This window comes from Acinetobacter sp. YH12137 (assembly GCF_013418535.1).
Classification (GTDB): Bacteria; Pseudomonadota; Gammaproteobacteria; order Pseudomonadales; family Moraxellaceae; genus Acinetobacter.
Genome location: NZ_VPBW01000022.1, coordinates 15,674 through 31,577, shown reverse-complemented (window position 1 = coordinate 31,577; position 15,904 = coordinate 15,674). Strand labels below are relative to the sequence as shown.

13 protein-coding genes are annotated in these 15,904 nt (G+C 45.1%); 10 read left to right on the top strand and 3 right to left on the bottom strand.

What is annotated here, in order from left to right:
- The first annotated feature begins 8 nt into the window (after positions 1-8).
- From ffh to FTU72_RS11125, 3 genes are all read left to right on the top strand, one after another.
- Entirely contained in the window at positions 9-1,415 is a 1,407-nt protein-coding gene (gene ffh / locus FTU72_RS11135) for a signal recognition particle protein (protein WP_180052848.1), read from the top strand.
- A 159-nt stretch (positions 1,416-1,574) separates the two neighbouring features.
- Complete coding sequence (locus tag FTU72_RS11130; protein WP_159123528.1) at positions 1,575-2,150, top strand: alpha/beta hydrolase; 576 nt, start codon at positions 1,575-1,577, stop codon at positions 2,148-2,150.
- Between the two features lie 137 nt (positions 2,151-2,287).
- Positions 2,288-2,893, top strand: a complete 606-nt coding sequence (locus FTU72_RS11125) for an alpha/beta hydrolase (protein WP_179992863.1) — start codon at positions 2,288-2,290, stop codon at positions 2,891-2,893.
- Here the strand turns inward: FTU72_RS11125 and FTU72_RS11120 are convergent.
- Complete coding sequence (locus FTU72_RS11120) at positions 2,847-3,587, bottom strand: type III pantothenate kinase (RefSeq protein ID WP_179992864.1); 741 nt, start codon at positions 3,585-3,587, stop codon at positions 2,847-2,849. The two genes, FTU72_RS11125 and FTU72_RS11120, sit on opposite strands and share 47 nt — an antisense overlap.
- Positions 3,588-3,601: 14 nt before the next feature.
- Entirely contained in the window at positions 3,602-4,357 is a 756-nt protein-coding gene (locus tag FTU72_RS11115) for a biotin--[acetyl-CoA-carboxylase] ligase (protein ID WP_004783349.1), read from the bottom strand.
- Positions 4,358-4,384: 27 nt separating this feature from the next.
- Between FTU72_RS11115 and FTU72_RS11110 the strand changes: the two genes are divergently transcribed.
- From FTU72_RS11110 to rlmF, 6 genes are all read left to right on the top strand, one after another.
- Positions 4,385-5,188: a sulfite exporter TauE/SafE family protein gene (locus FTU72_RS11110; RefSeq protein ID WP_004783347.1), complete on the top strand. Its 804-nt coding sequence runs from the start codon at positions 4,385-4,387 to the stop codon at positions 5,186-5,188.
- A 194-nt stretch (positions 5,189-5,382) separates the two neighbouring features.
- Complete coding sequence (locus FTU72_RS11105) at positions 5,383-6,078, top strand: GntR family transcriptional regulator (protein WP_004783346.1); 696 nt, start codon at positions 5,383-5,385, stop codon at positions 6,076-6,078.
- A gap of 11 nt (positions 6,079-6,089) precedes the next feature.
- Positions 6,090-9,542 carry a chromosome segregation protein SMC gene (smc, locus tag FTU72_RS11100; RefSeq protein WP_180052853.1) on the top strand — a complete coding sequence of 1,151 codons (3,453 nt, stop codon included), beginning with the start codon at positions 6,090-6,092 and terminating at the stop codon, positions 9,540-9,542.
- Between the two features lies 1 nt (position 9,543).
- Positions 9,544-10,551, top strand: coding sequence for a cell division protein ZipA C-terminal FtsZ-binding domain-containing protein (locus FTU72_RS11095; RefSeq protein ID WP_180052849.1), 1,008 nt, complete (start codon positions 9,544-9,546; stop codon positions 10,549-10,551).
- Between the two features lie 96 nt (positions 10,552-10,647).
- Positions 10,648-12,687 (top strand): NAD-dependent DNA ligase LigA, encoded by a 2,040-nt coding sequence (gene ligA / locus FTU72_RS11090; protein WP_180052850.1) that lies wholly within the window; start codon positions 10,648-10,650, stop codon positions 12,685-12,687.
- Between the two features lie 222 nt (positions 12,688-12,909).
- Positions 12,910-13,884 carry a 23S rRNA (adenine(1618)-N(6))-methyltransferase RlmF gene (gene rlmF, locus FTU72_RS11085; protein ID WP_180052851.1) on the top strand — a complete coding sequence of 325 codons (975 nt, stop codon included), beginning with the start codon at positions 12,910-12,912 and terminating at the stop codon, positions 13,882-13,884.
- Between the two features lie 120 nt (positions 13,885-14,004).
- Here the strand turns inward: rlmF and FTU72_RS11080 are convergent, their stop codons facing one another.
- The gene (locus FTU72_RS11080) at positions 14,005-15,072 is read right to left on the bottom strand and encodes an aldehyde reductase (RefSeq protein ID WP_034590045.1); all 1,068 of its coding nucleotides are present in this window, start codon (positions 15,070-15,072) and stop codon (positions 14,005-14,007) included.
- Positions 15,073-15,408: 336 nt separating this feature from the next.
- On the opposite strand from FTU72_RS11080, the gene bfr reads away from it, so the two are divergent.
- The gene (gene bfr / locus FTU72_RS11075) at positions 15,409-15,873 is read left to right on the top strand and encodes a bacterioferritin (RefSeq protein ID WP_004783337.1); all 465 of its coding nucleotides are present in this window, start codon (positions 15,409-15,411) and stop codon (positions 15,871-15,873) included.
- Positions 15,874-15,904: the final 31 nt, after the last annotated feature.

The following is a 15,904-nucleotide window of genomic DNA, read 5'->3' as shown; positions in this document are numbered from 1 at the left end:
ATTTTGCAATGTTTGATACCTTAACAGAACGACTCACGCAGAGTTTAAGAAATGTTACTGGCTCAGGGCAGCTAACCGAAGACAATATTAAAGATACGTTACGTGAAGTACGTATGGCACTTCTTGAAGCCGACGTTGCGTTACCTGTAACTCGTGAATTTATCGCGAAAGTTAAGGAAGAAGCATTAGGCCAGGAAGTGATGACTCAGTTATCACCAGGGCAAGCCTTCGTCAAAATCGTCTATGACGAATTGACCAAAATGATGGGCGAGGCTAATGAAAGCCTTGACCTTGCAGCAAAACCACCGGTGGTGGTACTGCTTGCCGGTTTGCAGGGTGCGGGTAAAACCACGACTGCAGCCAAACTTGCGCGCTTCCTGCAAGAGCGTCAAAAGAAAAAAGTAGCTATGGTGTCTGCCGACGTTTATCGTCCGGCTGCGATCAAGCAGTTACAGACAGTGGCTGGCGAAGTTGGCGCGATTTTCCTTGAATCGAGTGCTACTGAAAAACCGATCAGCATCGTTAATCGTGCGATTGAACAGGCAAAAATCCAGTTTGCCGATGTACTGATTGTCGATACTGCAGGTCGTCTGCATATCGATGACGATATGATGGAAGAGATTAAAGAGCTGCATGCAGCGATTAATCCGACTGAAACCCTGTTCGTGGTTGATGCCATGACCGGTCAGGATGCGGCGAATACAGCCAAAGCATTTAACGATGCGCTTCCTTTGACGGGTGTGATCCTGACTAAAACCGATGGTGATGCGCGCGGTGGTGCAGCACTGTCTGTTCGTGCGATTACTGGCAAGCCAATCAAGTTCCTCGGTATGGGCGAAAAATTGGATGCGCTGGAACCTTTCCATCCGGAACGTGTGGCACAGCGTATTCTGGGTATGGGTGACGTCCTTTCTTTGGTCGAAGAAGTTGAACGCAAAATCGACAAAGAAAAAGCCGAGAAAATGGCGAAGAAATTGCAGAAAGGCGGTAGCTTCAACTTTGAAGATATGCTGATGCAATTCGAGCAGATGAACAAGATGGGCGGCATGATGGGCTTCCTGGACAAACTTCCAGGCATGAGCAATTCTGGTATTCAAGACGCAATTGCGCATGCGAATCCTGAAAAGCAAGTGAAGAAAATGGAAGCGATTATCCAGTCGATGACTATCAAGGAGCGCCGTAACCCTGACCTGATGAATCCAAGCCGTAAAAAGCGTATTGCAGCAGGTTGCGGTATGGAAGTCTCAGAAGTCAACAAGCTGATTAAACAGCATGCGCAAATGGCGAAGATGATGAAGAAATTTGCTAATCCGTCGGGTATGGCAAAAATGATGAAATCACTGAGCGGTCTGCAAAAACAGTTTGGCGGTGGCGGTGGTATGGGCCCACTGTTCGGCGGCAACGACAAAAAATAACTGTTTTAAATAAAAAAGGCGCGTACAGCGCCTTTTTTATTGTCTGTATTTTCTTTTATATCCAGTTTAAACAAAACAACATTTGCTTACCCAAATTTCCAGAAAAATCAGGCAGACTCGAAAACATTCGAAATAAAATAATACAGAAGGATGTATCTAATGACTCAAGTGATTGTGGTGCATGGCTATACCGCAAGTCCTGAAGAAAACTGGTTTCCATGGATTCAGGAAAAAGCCCAGCAGGAACATGTCAGCTTGAAAGTACTCAGACTTGACCCGTCAACTACGCCAAAACTGGAGGTCTGGGAACAGCAAATGCGTGAACAGATTGACGGGATTGACGAAAACAGTATTTTTATTGCGCATAGTCTGGGTTGTCTGGCTGCATTACATTATTTAAGTCGCGAATTAAAAAATCAGAGAATCAAACAACTGGTTTTGGTGGCCGGTTTCAATGGCAGACTGGGACGTCTGGAAGAAGTTAATCCGTTCATTGACGCGGCTGAAGTGGATTTTGATTTACTAAAACGCCAGATTGATGAACGTGTAGTGATTTATTCGGAAGGTGATGATCGGGTTCAGCCTGACTTTAGTCTGGAGCAAGCGGAAAGTCTGGATGCAATTGTAGTCTGTGCCGAGCATCAAGGACATTTTATTAATTCGCAAGGCTGTACTGAACTGCCGGAAGTCTGGCGAGTGATTCAGCCTTATCTGATTCAATCTTCCACTGAATAGGGAGGATGATGAACAGATCGGTTCAATGATGACAGGATGAAATTAAATAAGGAATATTGAATTTCATCCGCTAATAAATAATTAAAAACTTAATTTTTTTCGGAGCATTTTGCTCTCAATATAATAAGTACAATGCTATGAAAAATATAACGAAGAAAGTCTATATCGTGCCTGACTATCAGGCGACCTCAAATGACCACTGGTATCCGTGGTTAAGCCGGCAGATCAAAGACGCCGGGTTCGAGGCCAAACGGATCATGCTGGCCAATCCTTTTCAACCCGATCTGGAAGAATGGCAGCACAACCTGAAACTGCAGATTCCACATCTGGATGAGCATAGTTTCATTGTTGCGCATGGCTTGGGTGGCTTAAGTGCTCTAAAGTTTCTCGAAGAACACTATAACCGTACACAGTTGAAAATTGGCGGGCTAATGCTGGTCGCAGCTTTTGATACACCACTGGTGGCCTGGTCGGAACTAAACAAAATGGTACAGGCAGTAAAGCTAGATCTGAACAATTTATCACTTGGCGCCAAACGTTTTGTAATGCTGCTTTCCAGCAATAATCCTTATGTGCCTGCACCGATTTCACTGCGTTTGGGCCATAGCCTGAATGCACAGATTTTTGAAATCAAAAATGCAGGGCATTTTAACAAGCTGGATGGCTATGCAGATTTTTCAAAGTTGCTCGAGCTGCTCAAACTGTGTTTGGCAAATGATCTGCAAAATGCTGCAGGCCTTTAAGCAATAAATCGGGTTCAATAATAGGCTGAAACCGTTCGAGATGCTGGGCAAAGAGTGCAGCATCTCCACCGGTCAGGATCAGCTGTGCCGGAAAATCTTGCAGTACTTTTTCAATGGTACTGAGCAGACCGAATAAAATGCCATGATGTACGGCATCAATGGTATTGCGCCCAGGACTGAGTTCCTCGAAAGCTGCATCCGGGATTTTAATGCCTTTGGTATTCTGGATCAGGGAATCGCGTTGTAAATACAGATTCGGCAGGATATAACCGCCGAGATGTTTCTGACCTTGGGCTAGATCAATGGTCAGGGCAGTCCCGCAGCTGATGACACAGTAATTTTGCTCGGTCGACTTGGCAACGGCCAGCACCTGCAACCAGCGGTCAATCCCAAGCTGGGAAGGATCATCATAGCCACAGATCAAACCGGCATAGCGTGCCTGTACCTTGGCAAAAACTACAGGAATGTTCAGGCAGGTCAGAATCGATTGAATTCGGGTATTATTTGCTTTGTCCAGCACGGAAGAAATCCCGACCTGATGCAAGCCTAAACTCTTAAAGTGCTGAATCAAGCCAAGAAGTAAGTCGGCAGGGGATTGCAAATGCATTTCCGCGGCATGTTCAATGATCTGGTTCTGCTCCGTAATCCAGTACTTGAGCCGTGTATTGCCGATATCCAACCATAGTTTTTTCATTGAATGATGCCTGTTCAGCCACCGTTTTTAAGACGGAGTTGCCCCTGATAAAATGTCTGCGTACCTGCATTCGTTTCGATAATGACCGCACCATCGTCTTGAATGCCGAGGAAAGTTCCGGAATATTGGCCCTGAATATCAGTAAATTCAACTGTTTGCTGGAAAAATGCAGCATATTGGTTAAACCGTGCCGGCAGATTCTGACTGCCATAATTAAACCATTCCCCCGCTTGCTGAATAGCCAGATACAACTCGGCAATCAGATCTACACGTGAAGTATGTGGTAGTCCCAATTCAGTCAGAGAGGTGACCTGCTGGTCTGGAATGCTTTCCATGAGTGGGCTGATATTGATCCCGACACCAACCACCACCTGTTGAGTCGAAATCGGTTCAATCAGAATGCCACCCCATTTCCCCTGCAGGCTGTACAGGTCATTGGGCCATTTCACCTGCAAGTCCAGTCCTTTTAGGCTTGGCATTTGCAGGATATTTAATGCAATTTCCAGTGCCAGGCGACCATCGATTACTTTTTGTGTATGCAGCAATGTGCTTAAATAGATGTTCCCCTCAGGAGAAATCCACTGACGTTGACGCTGTCCACGTCCCTGGGTTTGCACGCGGCTACACACTAGTACCTGTTGTACCCCTTTGGTTGCCAGTTCCCGGACATCGTCATTGGTCGATGTGGTGATCGGCTTGATCAGCAACACTTCAGGGAGTTGGCCTGCTTGACTTAAACGTTGCTGCAGTTCGCGAGTTTCTACATCCATTTGAATCTAAACGTGGTAAATGTCGTTATGGAGTTAATCATATATTTATTGATTGGTGCAATTGCAGGATTTGCCGCAGGCCTGTTTGGCGTGGGTGGTGGTCTGATTATCGTGCCAATTCTGTACATTGTTTTTACCCAGCTCCAGTACGATCCAAGCGTGATTATGCATATGGCAGTCGGAACTTCTCTGGCCACAATTATTGTGACCTCAATCAGTTCGGTGATGGCACATCATCAGAGAGGGGCAGTGTTATGGGATGTGGTGCGTAATCTGGCACCCGGCCTGGTCATTGGCTCATTCTTGGGAGCTGGAATTGCAGATTATTTATCGGGCCAAGGCCTGCAATTGCTGATTGGCTTCTTTGCAGTCTGGATTGCATTCAGAATGTTTAGAGGCGCGCATTATCAGGTTGATCCGAATCAGAAATTGCCTTCAGCCGCATTACAGTTGGCAGCGGGTGGTGGCATTGGCGTGGCATCGGCCATATTCGGGATTGGTGGCGGCAGTTTGACTGTGCCTTTCCTGAATCGTTGTGGTGTCGTCATCCAGAAAGCAGTAGCCACTTCTGCTGCCTGCGGTTTGCCGATCGCAGTGGCTGGTGCCTTAGGTTTCATCTGGTTTGGTCAGAAAGCTGAAGTCGAAGTACCAAATACGATTGGTTATATTCATATTTATGCGTTTATTGGTATTAGTGTGATGAGTTTTATCACTGCAAAATTTGGTGCAAAAGTGGCGCATTTATTATCACCAGTTCTATTAAAAAAATGTTTTGCGGCCTTATTGACTACAGTTGGTCTGTATTTTATCTATCAAGGCTTTACTGCCTGAACTACTCATTTTTTATCAGCTAAATTTTTTGAGGAGAATAGGTCACTATTCTCCTTTTTTTTTGACTGGGTTGGCTGTATAGACACAAGATTGTCTGACAATGTCAAAGTATTTTCTGCAAAAAAGCCGTTTAATAACTGAAAAGTCATCCAGAATGACTGCACTTGCATCAATAAAAATAAGACAGGAACAGTATGCAACAACAAGAAGCACACAGTTTGTCTGAACAGATTGCCAAGCATATCAGTGAACAGATTATCCGGGGTGAACTAGTTGAAGGCGAACGCATCCAGGAACTCAGAATTGCATCGGAACTTGACGTCAGTCGGGGATCAGTCCGTGAAGCCTTGCTCTTGCTTGAACGTACCCAGCTGATTGAAATCTTCCCGCGTCGTGGCGCCATTGTTTCGGAAATGTCGGCCATGCAGGTTCGTGCCCTGTTTGACCTGACCTCTTTATTGCTGGGGCAGATGGTACATCGCATGGCAGAGACCTGGCGCAGTCATGAGGCAGAGCGCATTCAGCTACTATTAGAACAATTGGAAGCCGAAACCCGCCAAGGCCATATCGAAAAGTTTTATGATTTGATCTTTCAGGGAATGGCCCAGCAACAGGAGATGGTCGGTAATCTTTACCTGATGCGCTACTATCAGGAACTGCTGCCATCTTTACGCCGTAGCTATTTTCTGACCCTGAATATTTCAAGACGTGAGCTACAGGAATCTTTTGAATTATTTAAACTGGTGACGGAAGCGATTTTAATTCGTAAATCCCATCAGGCGACGTTATTTATGGAAGATTTTTGTCGACACTTGCGCAACCTTGTGTTGGAATCTCTGATACGGATGAAACAAATTGAACTCGCGTGGGCCAGACGCTCACGACGTTAAATCAGGACACTATGCGTTTAAGCAGTTTAAAACTTTCAGGCTTCAAATCTTTTGCTGACAGTACTACCTTACACTTCAAGGATAACCGGACTGCAGTGGTGGGACCCAATGGTTGTGGTAAATCAAATGTGATTGATGCCATACGCTGGGTGATGGGTGAGTCCAGTGCGCGCCAACTACGTGGTGGCAGCATGCAGGATGTGATTTTTACCGGAACAGCCAAGCGCAAACCGGTGGGCATCGCCAGTGTAGAACTGCGTTTTGATAATACTTATGGCAAGCTGGGCGGTGCGTATAATGCCTATAATGAGCTGGCAGTGCGTCGTCAGGTCAACCGTGATGGCAAGTCTGAATATTTCCTGAATGGCACTAAATGCCGACGTCGTGATATTACCGATATTTTCTTGGGAACCGGTCTGGGGCCGCGTTCTTATGCAATTATTGAACAGGGCATGATTAACCGTCTGGTAGATGCCAAGCCGGAAGAAATGCGGGTTTTTATTGAAGAAGCTGCCGGGGTTTCCCGTTATCAGGCACGTCGCCGCGAGACCATGCTGCATCTGGATCACACGACGCAGAACCTGTCGCGTCTGGAAGATATTGCCTCTGAACTCAAGTCTCAGCTTAAAACCTTGAAACGCCAGTCAGAAACTGCCATTCAATATAAGGAACTGGAAGGCCAGATCCGTACCATCAAGATTGAAATCCTGTCGTTCCAGTGTGAGCAGAGCCAGCGTCTGCAAGAAGAATATACTGTGCAGATGAATACGCTGGGCGAGAATTTTAAGCTGGTACGTTCTGAATTGACTACTGTTGAGCATGATCTGGGAGCGACCAGTGAACTGTTCCAGCGCTTGATTCAACAGTCCACACCGCTACAAACTGAATGGCAACAGGCTGAGAAAAAGCTCAGCGAACTGGAAATGACCCTGCAGCAAAAGCAGTCCTTATTGCAGCAGAACTCAAGCAGTCTGGTGAAGCTGGAAGAACAAAAAGCACAAACCAAAGAACGTTTACAGCTGATTGAATTGCAACTGGACACCCTGCATCAACAACTCGAAGATCAGACTGCACAATTGCAGAAGCAGGAAGGTCAAAGTCAGGAACAAAACCAAGGTCTGACTGATCTGAAATTCCAGCAAGGCACAATTGCTGCCCAGTTTGCTCAAATTAAAACCCAGGTTGAGCAACAGCAACAACGTAAACAGCAAATGCTGGCACAAAGTGAACAGCTGGCTAAAAATATTGTCCGGATTGAACAGCAAAAAGAAACCTTGCAACAGCAGGCAGCACAAATTCAGCAGCAGGCGCAGCAAGATGAGCTGGAACAGTATCAGACTGATAGAGCTGAAACTGAACAGCAAATCACTGGCTTTGAGGCTCAACTCAAAACACTGAAAACTGAGCTTGAGCAGCTACAGGCAGAACAGGCAAGTCAGCAGCAAATGCTCATGCAGCTGAAATCAGAAATTCAGGTACTGCATTCAGAACGCAAAAACCTGAGCCAGTTACTGACCAAAGCCAATCCAAACGCCAAAGCGGATGCGGTGCAGTTAATGCAGGTGCTGAAGCTGAATCCACAGGCCAAAGCTCATGCCAGCCTGATTGAAAAGTTCCTGGCGAAATGGCTTTCTGCACAAGTACTAGAAGAAACTGAGCATTTTTTGGAAAATAGTGCACGCCAGCTCAAAGCTCAGACGACACAGGATAATATTCAGCTTGATGGGCTCCCTTGTTTAGCAGACTGGATTGAAGCGCCTCAATATTCGCTCTGGCAACAGGTGGCCGTAGCTGAGAACTTTAAACAGGCACTTGGTTTACAAACTCAGCTGAGAACAGGCCAGTCGATCTTAAGTCTGGATGGCTATCATGTCGGCCCCGACTGGATGATTGCACTGGACTATGATGAAGCCAGTCAGGCGGGACAAGGAGCACTGAGTCATCGTATTCGTCTGGATGAAATCGAGCAGCAACTGATTCAGCTTGAACCAAAATTCGCAGATCTAGAGCAACAGCTTCCTGAACTCACTGCTCAAGTAAAAGCTTTGCAAAGCCAGATTCAAAGCATCAATGAGCAGCAGAAGCAGGCACAAAAGCAGTTACAACAGCTTGATCTGAACATTGCCAAAGTTCAGAGTGCGACGCAGGCCTTTGCGGTACAGAAACAGCAATTGCAGAACCAGTTACAGCAACTGGATGAGCAGCTGGAAGAAGATGCGATGCAGAAAGATGATCTGGAAATTGATCTGCATGCACTGAATCTGAAACTGGAACAGGCACTGCCCAATTACAAGACCTTGCAATTTCAGTTGGAAGAACTCAATGCCCAGCTGGAAGACTCACAGCTAGTCACTCAGCAGGCGCAGCAGGAATTAGAAGTACTGCGCCGTCAAACGGTACAAAGTCAGCAGCAGGCTGAACTGCTGGAAAAAGACCAGCTGTTTTTAAAAGAGCAATATCAACAGATTATTGCGCAAATAGAACAGGCCAAAAAGTTTGTCGATCCGGTACAGCTGGAATTACCTGCTTTACAGAGCCAGTTCAATGAACAGGCACTGATCACGGAAAAACTGCAAAAAACCTGGGCAGACTGGCAGATCGAGCTGAATCAGATCCAGAGCAAGCAGCAGCACCTGACTGAGCAGCGCCATACTTTCCAGCAGCAAGATGAACAACTGCGTACTGAACTTGAAGCCAAACGTCTGGCTTGGCAAGCTGCCAGATCTGATTTACAGCATTATTCAGAACAACTGAAAGAGTTGAATAGTGAAGTAATTTCAGGGCTAAATATTGATGTAAAAGTACATCAGGCTAAACTGGAAAAAGCCCAGGCTCAATTCGATAAACTGGGTGCAGTGAATCTGGCAGCTTCTGAAGAGTATGAAGAAGTTTCGAAACGCTATGATGAACTCAACCATCAGATTCAGGATCTGGAAAATACCGTTGAACAGCTGCAGGCAGCAATGAAAAGTATTGATCAGGAAACCCGTAAGCTGTTTATGAATACCTTCGATCAGGTCAATGCCGAGCTACAAAACCTGTTCCCGAAAGTATTTGAGGGCGGTGAAGCGAGTTTAAGTCTTGAAGATGGATGGCAATCGGGTGTAAAACTGATGGCTCGCCCACCGGGCAAGCGTAACAGTTCACTGGCATTACTTTCTGGTGGTGAAAAAGCTTTAACCGCATTAGCACTGGTCTTTGCAATTTTCCGCTTAAATCCGGCACCATTCTGTGTATTGGACGAAGTGGATGCACCGCTGGACGATGCCAATGTGGGACGTTTTTGTAATTTAGTCAAAGAGCTTTCTGAACAAGTGCAATTTATTTATATTACCCATAACAAACTTGCAATGATGATGGCGACTGATCTTTTAGGTGTAACCATGCCTGAACCGGGAACCTCAAAATTAGTGACAGTAAATTTGGAACAGGCAAAAGAATACGGCTTAGCTGCGGAGGTATAACATGGAAATCACCACAATTATCGGGATTGTTATTGCAATTGTGATTATGCTATTCGGCATAAGACTGATCTTGAAAAAACCTGCGGAGGCTGTACCGTCACTGGATGCGGATCTGCATATTGATCCTGACAGTCAGACTCCGGTTATTCCGAGGCATGTACGTTCTCAACTGTCTAAAACCGAAAGTCCGGCAGCTGCACGTGTTGAACCGAGCCTGAATGAAGAAGCAGTAGACAACATTGCACCTGTGGCAGAACAACAAGAAGCAGCCAAAGTAGAGCCAACTTTGACTGAAACCGTCCAGCCAGAAAGCAAAGCAGCAAGTCCACTCGATACACCGGTGGTTGCAGAGGAAGCAGAACCGGAAGTAACCAAAGCTGAAGAAACCGCAACATCTGCTGAACAAGAAAACAAGCCTGAAATAGTAGACGTAGCAGAAGCAGAAAAAGAACCTAAAGCAGCTGAATTTAGCCTGAATAGCAATATCGAGAAAGCTGAAATTTCTGACTTCAATGATGAAAGTAGTATTCTGGATGCACATCTCCATGAGCAAAAAATTGTGGATGAAGAATGTTCGCTGGCTAATGCTGAAACGATTATTTCATTGCATGTTTATCCACAGGGCCGTGCTCTTTCAGGCGAAAAAACTCTAAAAGTTTTACTGAAATATGGCCTGCGTTATGGTGAGCTGGCATGTTTCCATCGTTATAGTGAAGATGGCTCGAAATTGCTATTTTCGGTATTGCGTATGGCAGATACCGGTATGGAAGGTTTTGACTTAGAAACTCTGTCGACTGAAGAAGTCAAAGGTTTGGCGTTCTTCCTGGCTTTACCGCATAGCGATGTACAGAATGCCTTCGATACTATGGACAGCATTTCACGTCTGATTGCGCGTGAAGTGGATGGTCTGGTCTATGATCAGAACCAGCAGGAAATGACCCCACAATTACGTGAATTCTGGCGTCATCAGGCGATTGATTATCGTGCTGGACAGACTGCAGAAGTTTAATATTCCAATATTGAATCTGCAGAATCCGATTTTTATAATAGCGAAAAGCTGAATATTGTATAGGGCGGATTTTCCGCCCTTTTTTATGGTGAAATTATGACCCAAGATGCCACTGTCATTGCGCAAATGCGTCAATTGATTCAACTGCTTGCCAAGCATAATCATGCTTATTATGTGATGGATCAACCTACGATTGAAGACAGTGAATATGATCAGCTCTTTCATCAGCTCAAAGCTTTAGAAGAACAATATCCACATTTACAACAGCCAGACACACCGACAGTGAAAGTAGGCGGTCAGGCACTTTCCAAATTTCTGACCGTAACGCATGCGGTGCCAATGCTGTCTTTAGGCAACGTGTTTAATCAGGATGATCTGTTTGCTTTCGCACGCCGTATTGAAGAGCGTTTACCCAATCAAAAGATTGAATACGATGTTGAGCTGAAATTTGACGGTCTGGCAATTTCCCTCTGGTATGAACATGGCGTACTGGTTCGTGGTGTCACTCGTGGTGATGGGGAAACTGGCGAAGATATTACCCAGAATGTCAAAACCATTCGTAACCTGCCGAAATTCTTGTCTCCAGTGAATGGCGTGATTCCAGAATTACTGGAAGTGCGAGGCGAAGTGCTGATGCCGAAATCTGGCTTTGAACGCCTGAATGCAGCCAATGCTGCGAAAGGCGAAAAAACTTTTGCCAATCCACGTAATGCCGCGGCCGGCAGTTTACGCCAGCTTGATCCGAATATTGCAGCTTCTCGACCTTTGGCTTTTTATGCTTATGGAATTGCCCAGTGTGTTCCTCATCATGGTCAAACCACAATGTCAGGCAGTCTGGAATGGCTACAGCAGTTTGGCTTTGCTGTGGGTGAGCGCCATTTCATCTGCAGTAGCATCCAGGAAGTGCAAAAAGTTTACGAGCAGATCATTGAAGAACGTTCTAAACTCAGTGTCGAAATCGATGGTATGGTCATTAAGGTCAATGACCTTAAACAGCAACAAAAACTAGGTTTCTTGAGCCGTGAACCACGTTGGGCAACGGCTTATAAATTCCCAGCAGTGGCTGCATTGACCACTGTTGAAAATATTGACTGGCAAGTGGGTCGTACCGGGACTCTAACGCCTGTGGCACGGTTGAATCCGGTTGCAGTGGGTGGTGTAACCGTTTCCAATGTAACGCTGCATAATATTGGTGAAATTCACCGTCTGGATGTAAGAATCGGGGATACCGTCAGTGTTTATCGTAGTGGTGACGTGATTCCTAAGGTTGAAAAAGTCTGGCCAGAATTTCGTCCTGTTGACGCAGTCGAAGTGCATTTACCTGAGAACTGTCCAGTGTGTGATTCACCCGTGGTGATGCCGGAAGGTGAAGCACTGGCACGTTGTTCAGGTGAACTGTATTGTGCGGCGCAGCGCATCGAAACTATTCGTCACTTTGTTTCACGTAAGGCTATGGATATCGAAGGTCTGGGCGATCGCTGGGTGGAGTCACTGTTACATCTCAATCTTTTGAAAGATGTTTCGGATATTTATCACTTGCATGAGCATCGTGAGCAATTGCTGCAAATCGAAAAAATGGGTGAAAAATCCGTGCAGAATCTCATTGATTCGATTGAGAACAGCAAGAAAACTACATTGGCAGCGTTTATTTATGCACTCGGTATTCGCGGTGTAGGTGAAACGACAGCACGTATGCTGGCCAATACTTTCCAGACTCTCGACGCTTTACGTAGTGCCGATGTAGACGCTTTAAAGAAAACACCGGATGTTGGTGATATTACAGCAGAGTGGATTGTTGATTTCTTCCAGGCACCGCATAATCTGGAAGTGTTGGATCGCTTGTTGGCTGCCGGTATTCATTGGGATGCGCCAATTGCACCAACGCGCCAACCACTGAATGGCGAAAGCTGGGTAGTGACTGGAACTTTAAGCTCTATGGGACGTGATGAAGCGACGCAATTACTGCAAGCCTTAGGTGCACGGGTCAGTGGCAGTGTCTCTAGCAAGACCAAATGCGTGGTGGCGGGTGAAAAAGCCGGTTCTAAGCTCGATAAAGCAGAAAAACTCGGTGTGCCCGTGATCAATGAAGCGCAATTTATTGCTTTGATGAAGGAGCATGGGCAAATCGAAGAATAATTAGCTCTAAACAATGACTCAAATAAAAAAGACACCCAGGATGATGAATCTTAAGGTGTCTTTTTTATTGCTAGTTCAAAACTATAGGTGAATGAGAGGGGAGGATAGACAAATACAAGGACGGGTTCGGTAATGTAAGTTGAATTCACGTACAATAGATTCATTTGCAGGTATAGATCCTGCCTGATTGATTCTGTTCTCCCTTTGATGATTGGCATACACATGGCGCAAGCAAAGAAATCTTTTCCGCAACAAAAATCGCAATTACATGCACGAAATCTGCATCGTAGTCGTTACGATTTTCCTCAGCTGATCAAGAGTTGTCCGGAACTTGCACCTTTTGTCAGCCTGAATCAATACAACGATCTTTCAGTCAACTTTTCTGATCCACTGGCTGTGAAAATGCTCAATAAAGCATTGCTCAAGCATTTTTACGGCATTCAATATTGGGATATTCCTCAAGATTATCTTTGCCCACCGATTCCGGGTAGAGCAGACTATATTCACTATTTGGCTGACCTGTTAAGTGACAATAATAACGGCCAAATTCCAACAGGGCGTGCAGTTCAGGTGTTAGATATTGGGGTAGGTGCGAACTGTATTTATCCGATCATTGGGCATCGTAGTTATGGTTGGAAATTTGTTGGCTCAGACATTCATCCTGCATCGGTTAAAAGTGCTCAATTTATTGTGGAGGCAAATCCGAATCTCAGGAAGGGGATTCAGATTCGATTGCAGAAGACACCCAGCAATATCTTCAAAGGTGTGATTAAACCTTCAGATCGTTTTGATTTGACCCTGTGTAACCCACCATTTCATGCTTCGCAAGATGAGGCAAATGCCACAGCAACGCAAAAATTACGCAAACTTGGCAAACCGGTTGATCGCTCTAAGGTGGTGTTAAACTTTGGCGGACAAAAGAACGAGCTGTGGTGTGACGGTGGAGAAGAACGCTTTGTTTGCCAAATGGTACAAGAGAGCACACAGTTTGCTGAGCAATGTCTTTGGTTTAGTACACTGGTTTCTAAGAAAACCACATTGCCTATGCTGTTAAATACCTTGCGTAAGTGCGGTGCAGTGGATGTAAAAACTATTAAAATGACGCAGGGGCAAAAAGAGAGTCGTTTTGTGGCTTGGACTTTTCTAGATACAAAGCAACAGCAAGCGTGGAAAAATGCGCGTTGGACTTCTGCTTAGCTTGTTTTTATGCAGGAATAGTGAGCTTGTGGGCGCATAAGTCGGTGTAGTAGCTCAAATTTAATCTGACAGATACAATAAAAAATCGGTCACTGTCAGATCAGGTTTGAGCTCGTACAATTAAGGAATATATTTCTTCACCACACCATCATCCAGCAATTGCTGGAAATGTTCGACCAAGCTTTCTTTTACTGGACGATATTCCAGACCGAGTTCATCCTTACTTTTTTGTGCATTAAAGAAAATTGGATAACCCATATTGAGTTCAACAAATTTACGGCTAAAGCCGGCCAGAGGACCAAAAATCTTGAAAGCCGTTTTTGGCAACTGGTTGCGCGGAAACGGGAATTTTGGACCAAATGCTTCACGCAGGATTTTACCCATTTCTAGCAGGCTCAAAGTCTCACTACAGATAATATAACGGCCATGCGCTTCCGGATTAAATGCAGCACGGATATGGGCTTCCGCAACATCTTGAACATCCACCACACCATTCCACATCGGTGGAACACCCAGCAAGGTCATGCCATTGGCAAACTGTTGCAGAACTTCCACACTGCCTGATTGAGTATTAGGCGTTAAGGACTCCCCAAAGACCAGTGCCGGATTGATACAGATCAGGTCCCAGCGATCCTGTGCTTCCGCCATTTCCCAAGCTTTGCGTTCTGCCATGACTTTGGAATATGGATAAGGCTGATGGGTTTCTGAACTGGTGGTATTCCAGTGAGATTCATCAAAACTGGTATGCTCGGTTTGCAAAATATCAATCGCATCGCCATACGTTGAGGCAATACTTGAGGTGACAATCACACGTTTGACAGATTCAGTTTTATTGACGCTATTCAGCACATTTTGCGTACCCAGAATTGCCGGTTCAATAATGTCTTTGAGCGCATCTTTATAATTGGTGACCACAAAAGGCGAGGCCATATGAAAGACAATTTCACACCCTTCCATGGCCGCATCAAAAGAACCGGGCTTGAGCAGGTTAGCTTCAAACAACTTTAAGGTCCCCGGGCTGCTGTTTGCAATTTGTTCAAGGTGCGTATAACTCTGGGTTTTATTCAGATCGCGTACAGTGGCATGTACGGTATAACCTTGTTTTAAAAGTTTCTGGATCACCCAACTGGCGATATAGCCAGATGCACCAGTCACCAGAACGGGTGCTGTACTGTGTTGTAATGTCATATTTTAACCATTGTTGTTTTAACTTCGCATCATCGTCACAATTATGCACGAACCAGACCAAACTAGTGAGTCCAAGATAAAAATAAGCAACAAGATAAGTGCTTATTAATATTTACAAAAATTAACGTTTGAATATTCCAGCTTGCTAGAATGAATAAAAACGGAACGAAAAATGCAAGATGTTGTTTTATAAATGGGATTTGGCCGAACAGAGAGCGTAAATGCAAGTGCTTCTCATTTTAATTATATAAAAATCAGACATTTACCATAATTTTGCTTTTGCAAATCAAAAATCTTTTCTCCATAATAGGATGATAAAAGCAGGGAGTAATTCAAATGCGCGGTAATCCAGAAGTCGTAGATTATTTAAATATGCTGATCGGTGGCGAACTGGCTGCTCGTGATCAATACCTGATTCACTCTCGTATGTATGAAGATTGGGGTCTGACTAAAATCTTTGAACGCATCGACCATGAAATGCAGGAAGAAGCACAGCATGCAGATGCCCTGATCCGTCGTGTCCTTTTTCTTGAAGGTACGCCAAATATGCAGCGTGATGACATCGAAGTTGGTGAAGATGTGGTGACCTGCCTGAAAGCTGACCTGAAGCTTGAGTATCATGTCCGTGAAAAGCTGGCTCAAGGGGTCAAACTTTGTGAAGAGAAGGGCGATTATGTGACCCGTGACATGCTGCGCCAGCAAATGTCGGATACGGAAGAAGATCATACTTACTGGTTAGAAAAACAGTTACGTTTGATCGAGCTGATTGGTCTGCAAAACTATATCCAGTCACAAATGTAAGATATTGAATAATAAAAAACCCAGCAGATGC

What these genes read in the sequence shown, in the direction of transcription:
- ffh (WP_180052848.1), top strand. Translation starts at nt 9, where the DNA reads ATGTTTGATACCTTAACAGAACGACTCACGCAGAGTTTAAGAAATGTT.
- FTU72_RS11130 (WP_159123528.1), top strand. Translation starts at nt 1,575, where the DNA reads ATGACTCAAGTGATTGTGGTGCATGGCTATACCGCAAGTCCTGAAGAA.
- FTU72_RS11125 (WP_179992863.1), top strand. Translation starts at nt 2,288, where the DNA reads ATGAAAAATATAACGAAGAAAGTCTATATCGTGCCTGACTATCAGGCG.
- FTU72_RS11120 (WP_179992864.1), bottom strand. Translation starts at nt 3,587, where the DNA reads ATGAAAAAACTATGGTTGGATATCGGCAATACACGGCTCAAGTACTGG.
- FTU72_RS11115 (WP_004783349.1), bottom strand. Translation starts at nt 4,357, where the DNA reads ATGGATGTAGAAACTCGCGAACTGCAGCAACGTTTAAGTCAAGCAGGC.
- FTU72_RS11110 (WP_004783347.1), top strand. Translation starts at nt 4,385, where the DNA reads ATGGAGTTAATCATATATTTATTGATTGGTGCAATTGCAGGATTTGCC.
- FTU72_RS11105 (WP_004783346.1), top strand. Translation starts at nt 5,383, where the DNA reads ATGCAACAACAAGAAGCACACAGTTTGTCTGAACAGATTGCCAAGCAT.
- smc (WP_180052853.1), top strand. Translation starts at nt 6,090, where the DNA reads ATGCGTTTAAGCAGTTTAAAACTTTCAGGCTTCAAATCTTTTGCTGAC.
- FTU72_RS11095 (WP_180052849.1), top strand. Translation starts at nt 9,544, where the DNA reads ATGGAAATCACCACAATTATCGGGATTGTTATTGCAATTGTGATTATG.
- ligA (WP_180052850.1), top strand. Translation starts at nt 10,648, where the DNA reads ATGACCCAAGATGCCACTGTCATTGCGCAAATGCGTCAATTGATTCAA.
- rlmF (WP_180052851.1), top strand. Translation starts at nt 12,910, where the DNA reads ATGGCGCAAGCAAAGAAATCTTTTCCGCAACAAAAATCGCAATTACAT.
- FTU72_RS11080 (WP_034590045.1), bottom strand. Translation starts at nt 15,072, where the DNA reads ATGACATTACAACACAGTACAGCACCCGTTCTGGTGACTGGTGCATCT.
- bfr (WP_004783337.1), top strand. Translation starts at nt 15,409, where the DNA reads ATGCGCGGTAATCCAGAAGTCGTAGATTATTTAAATATGCTGATCGGT.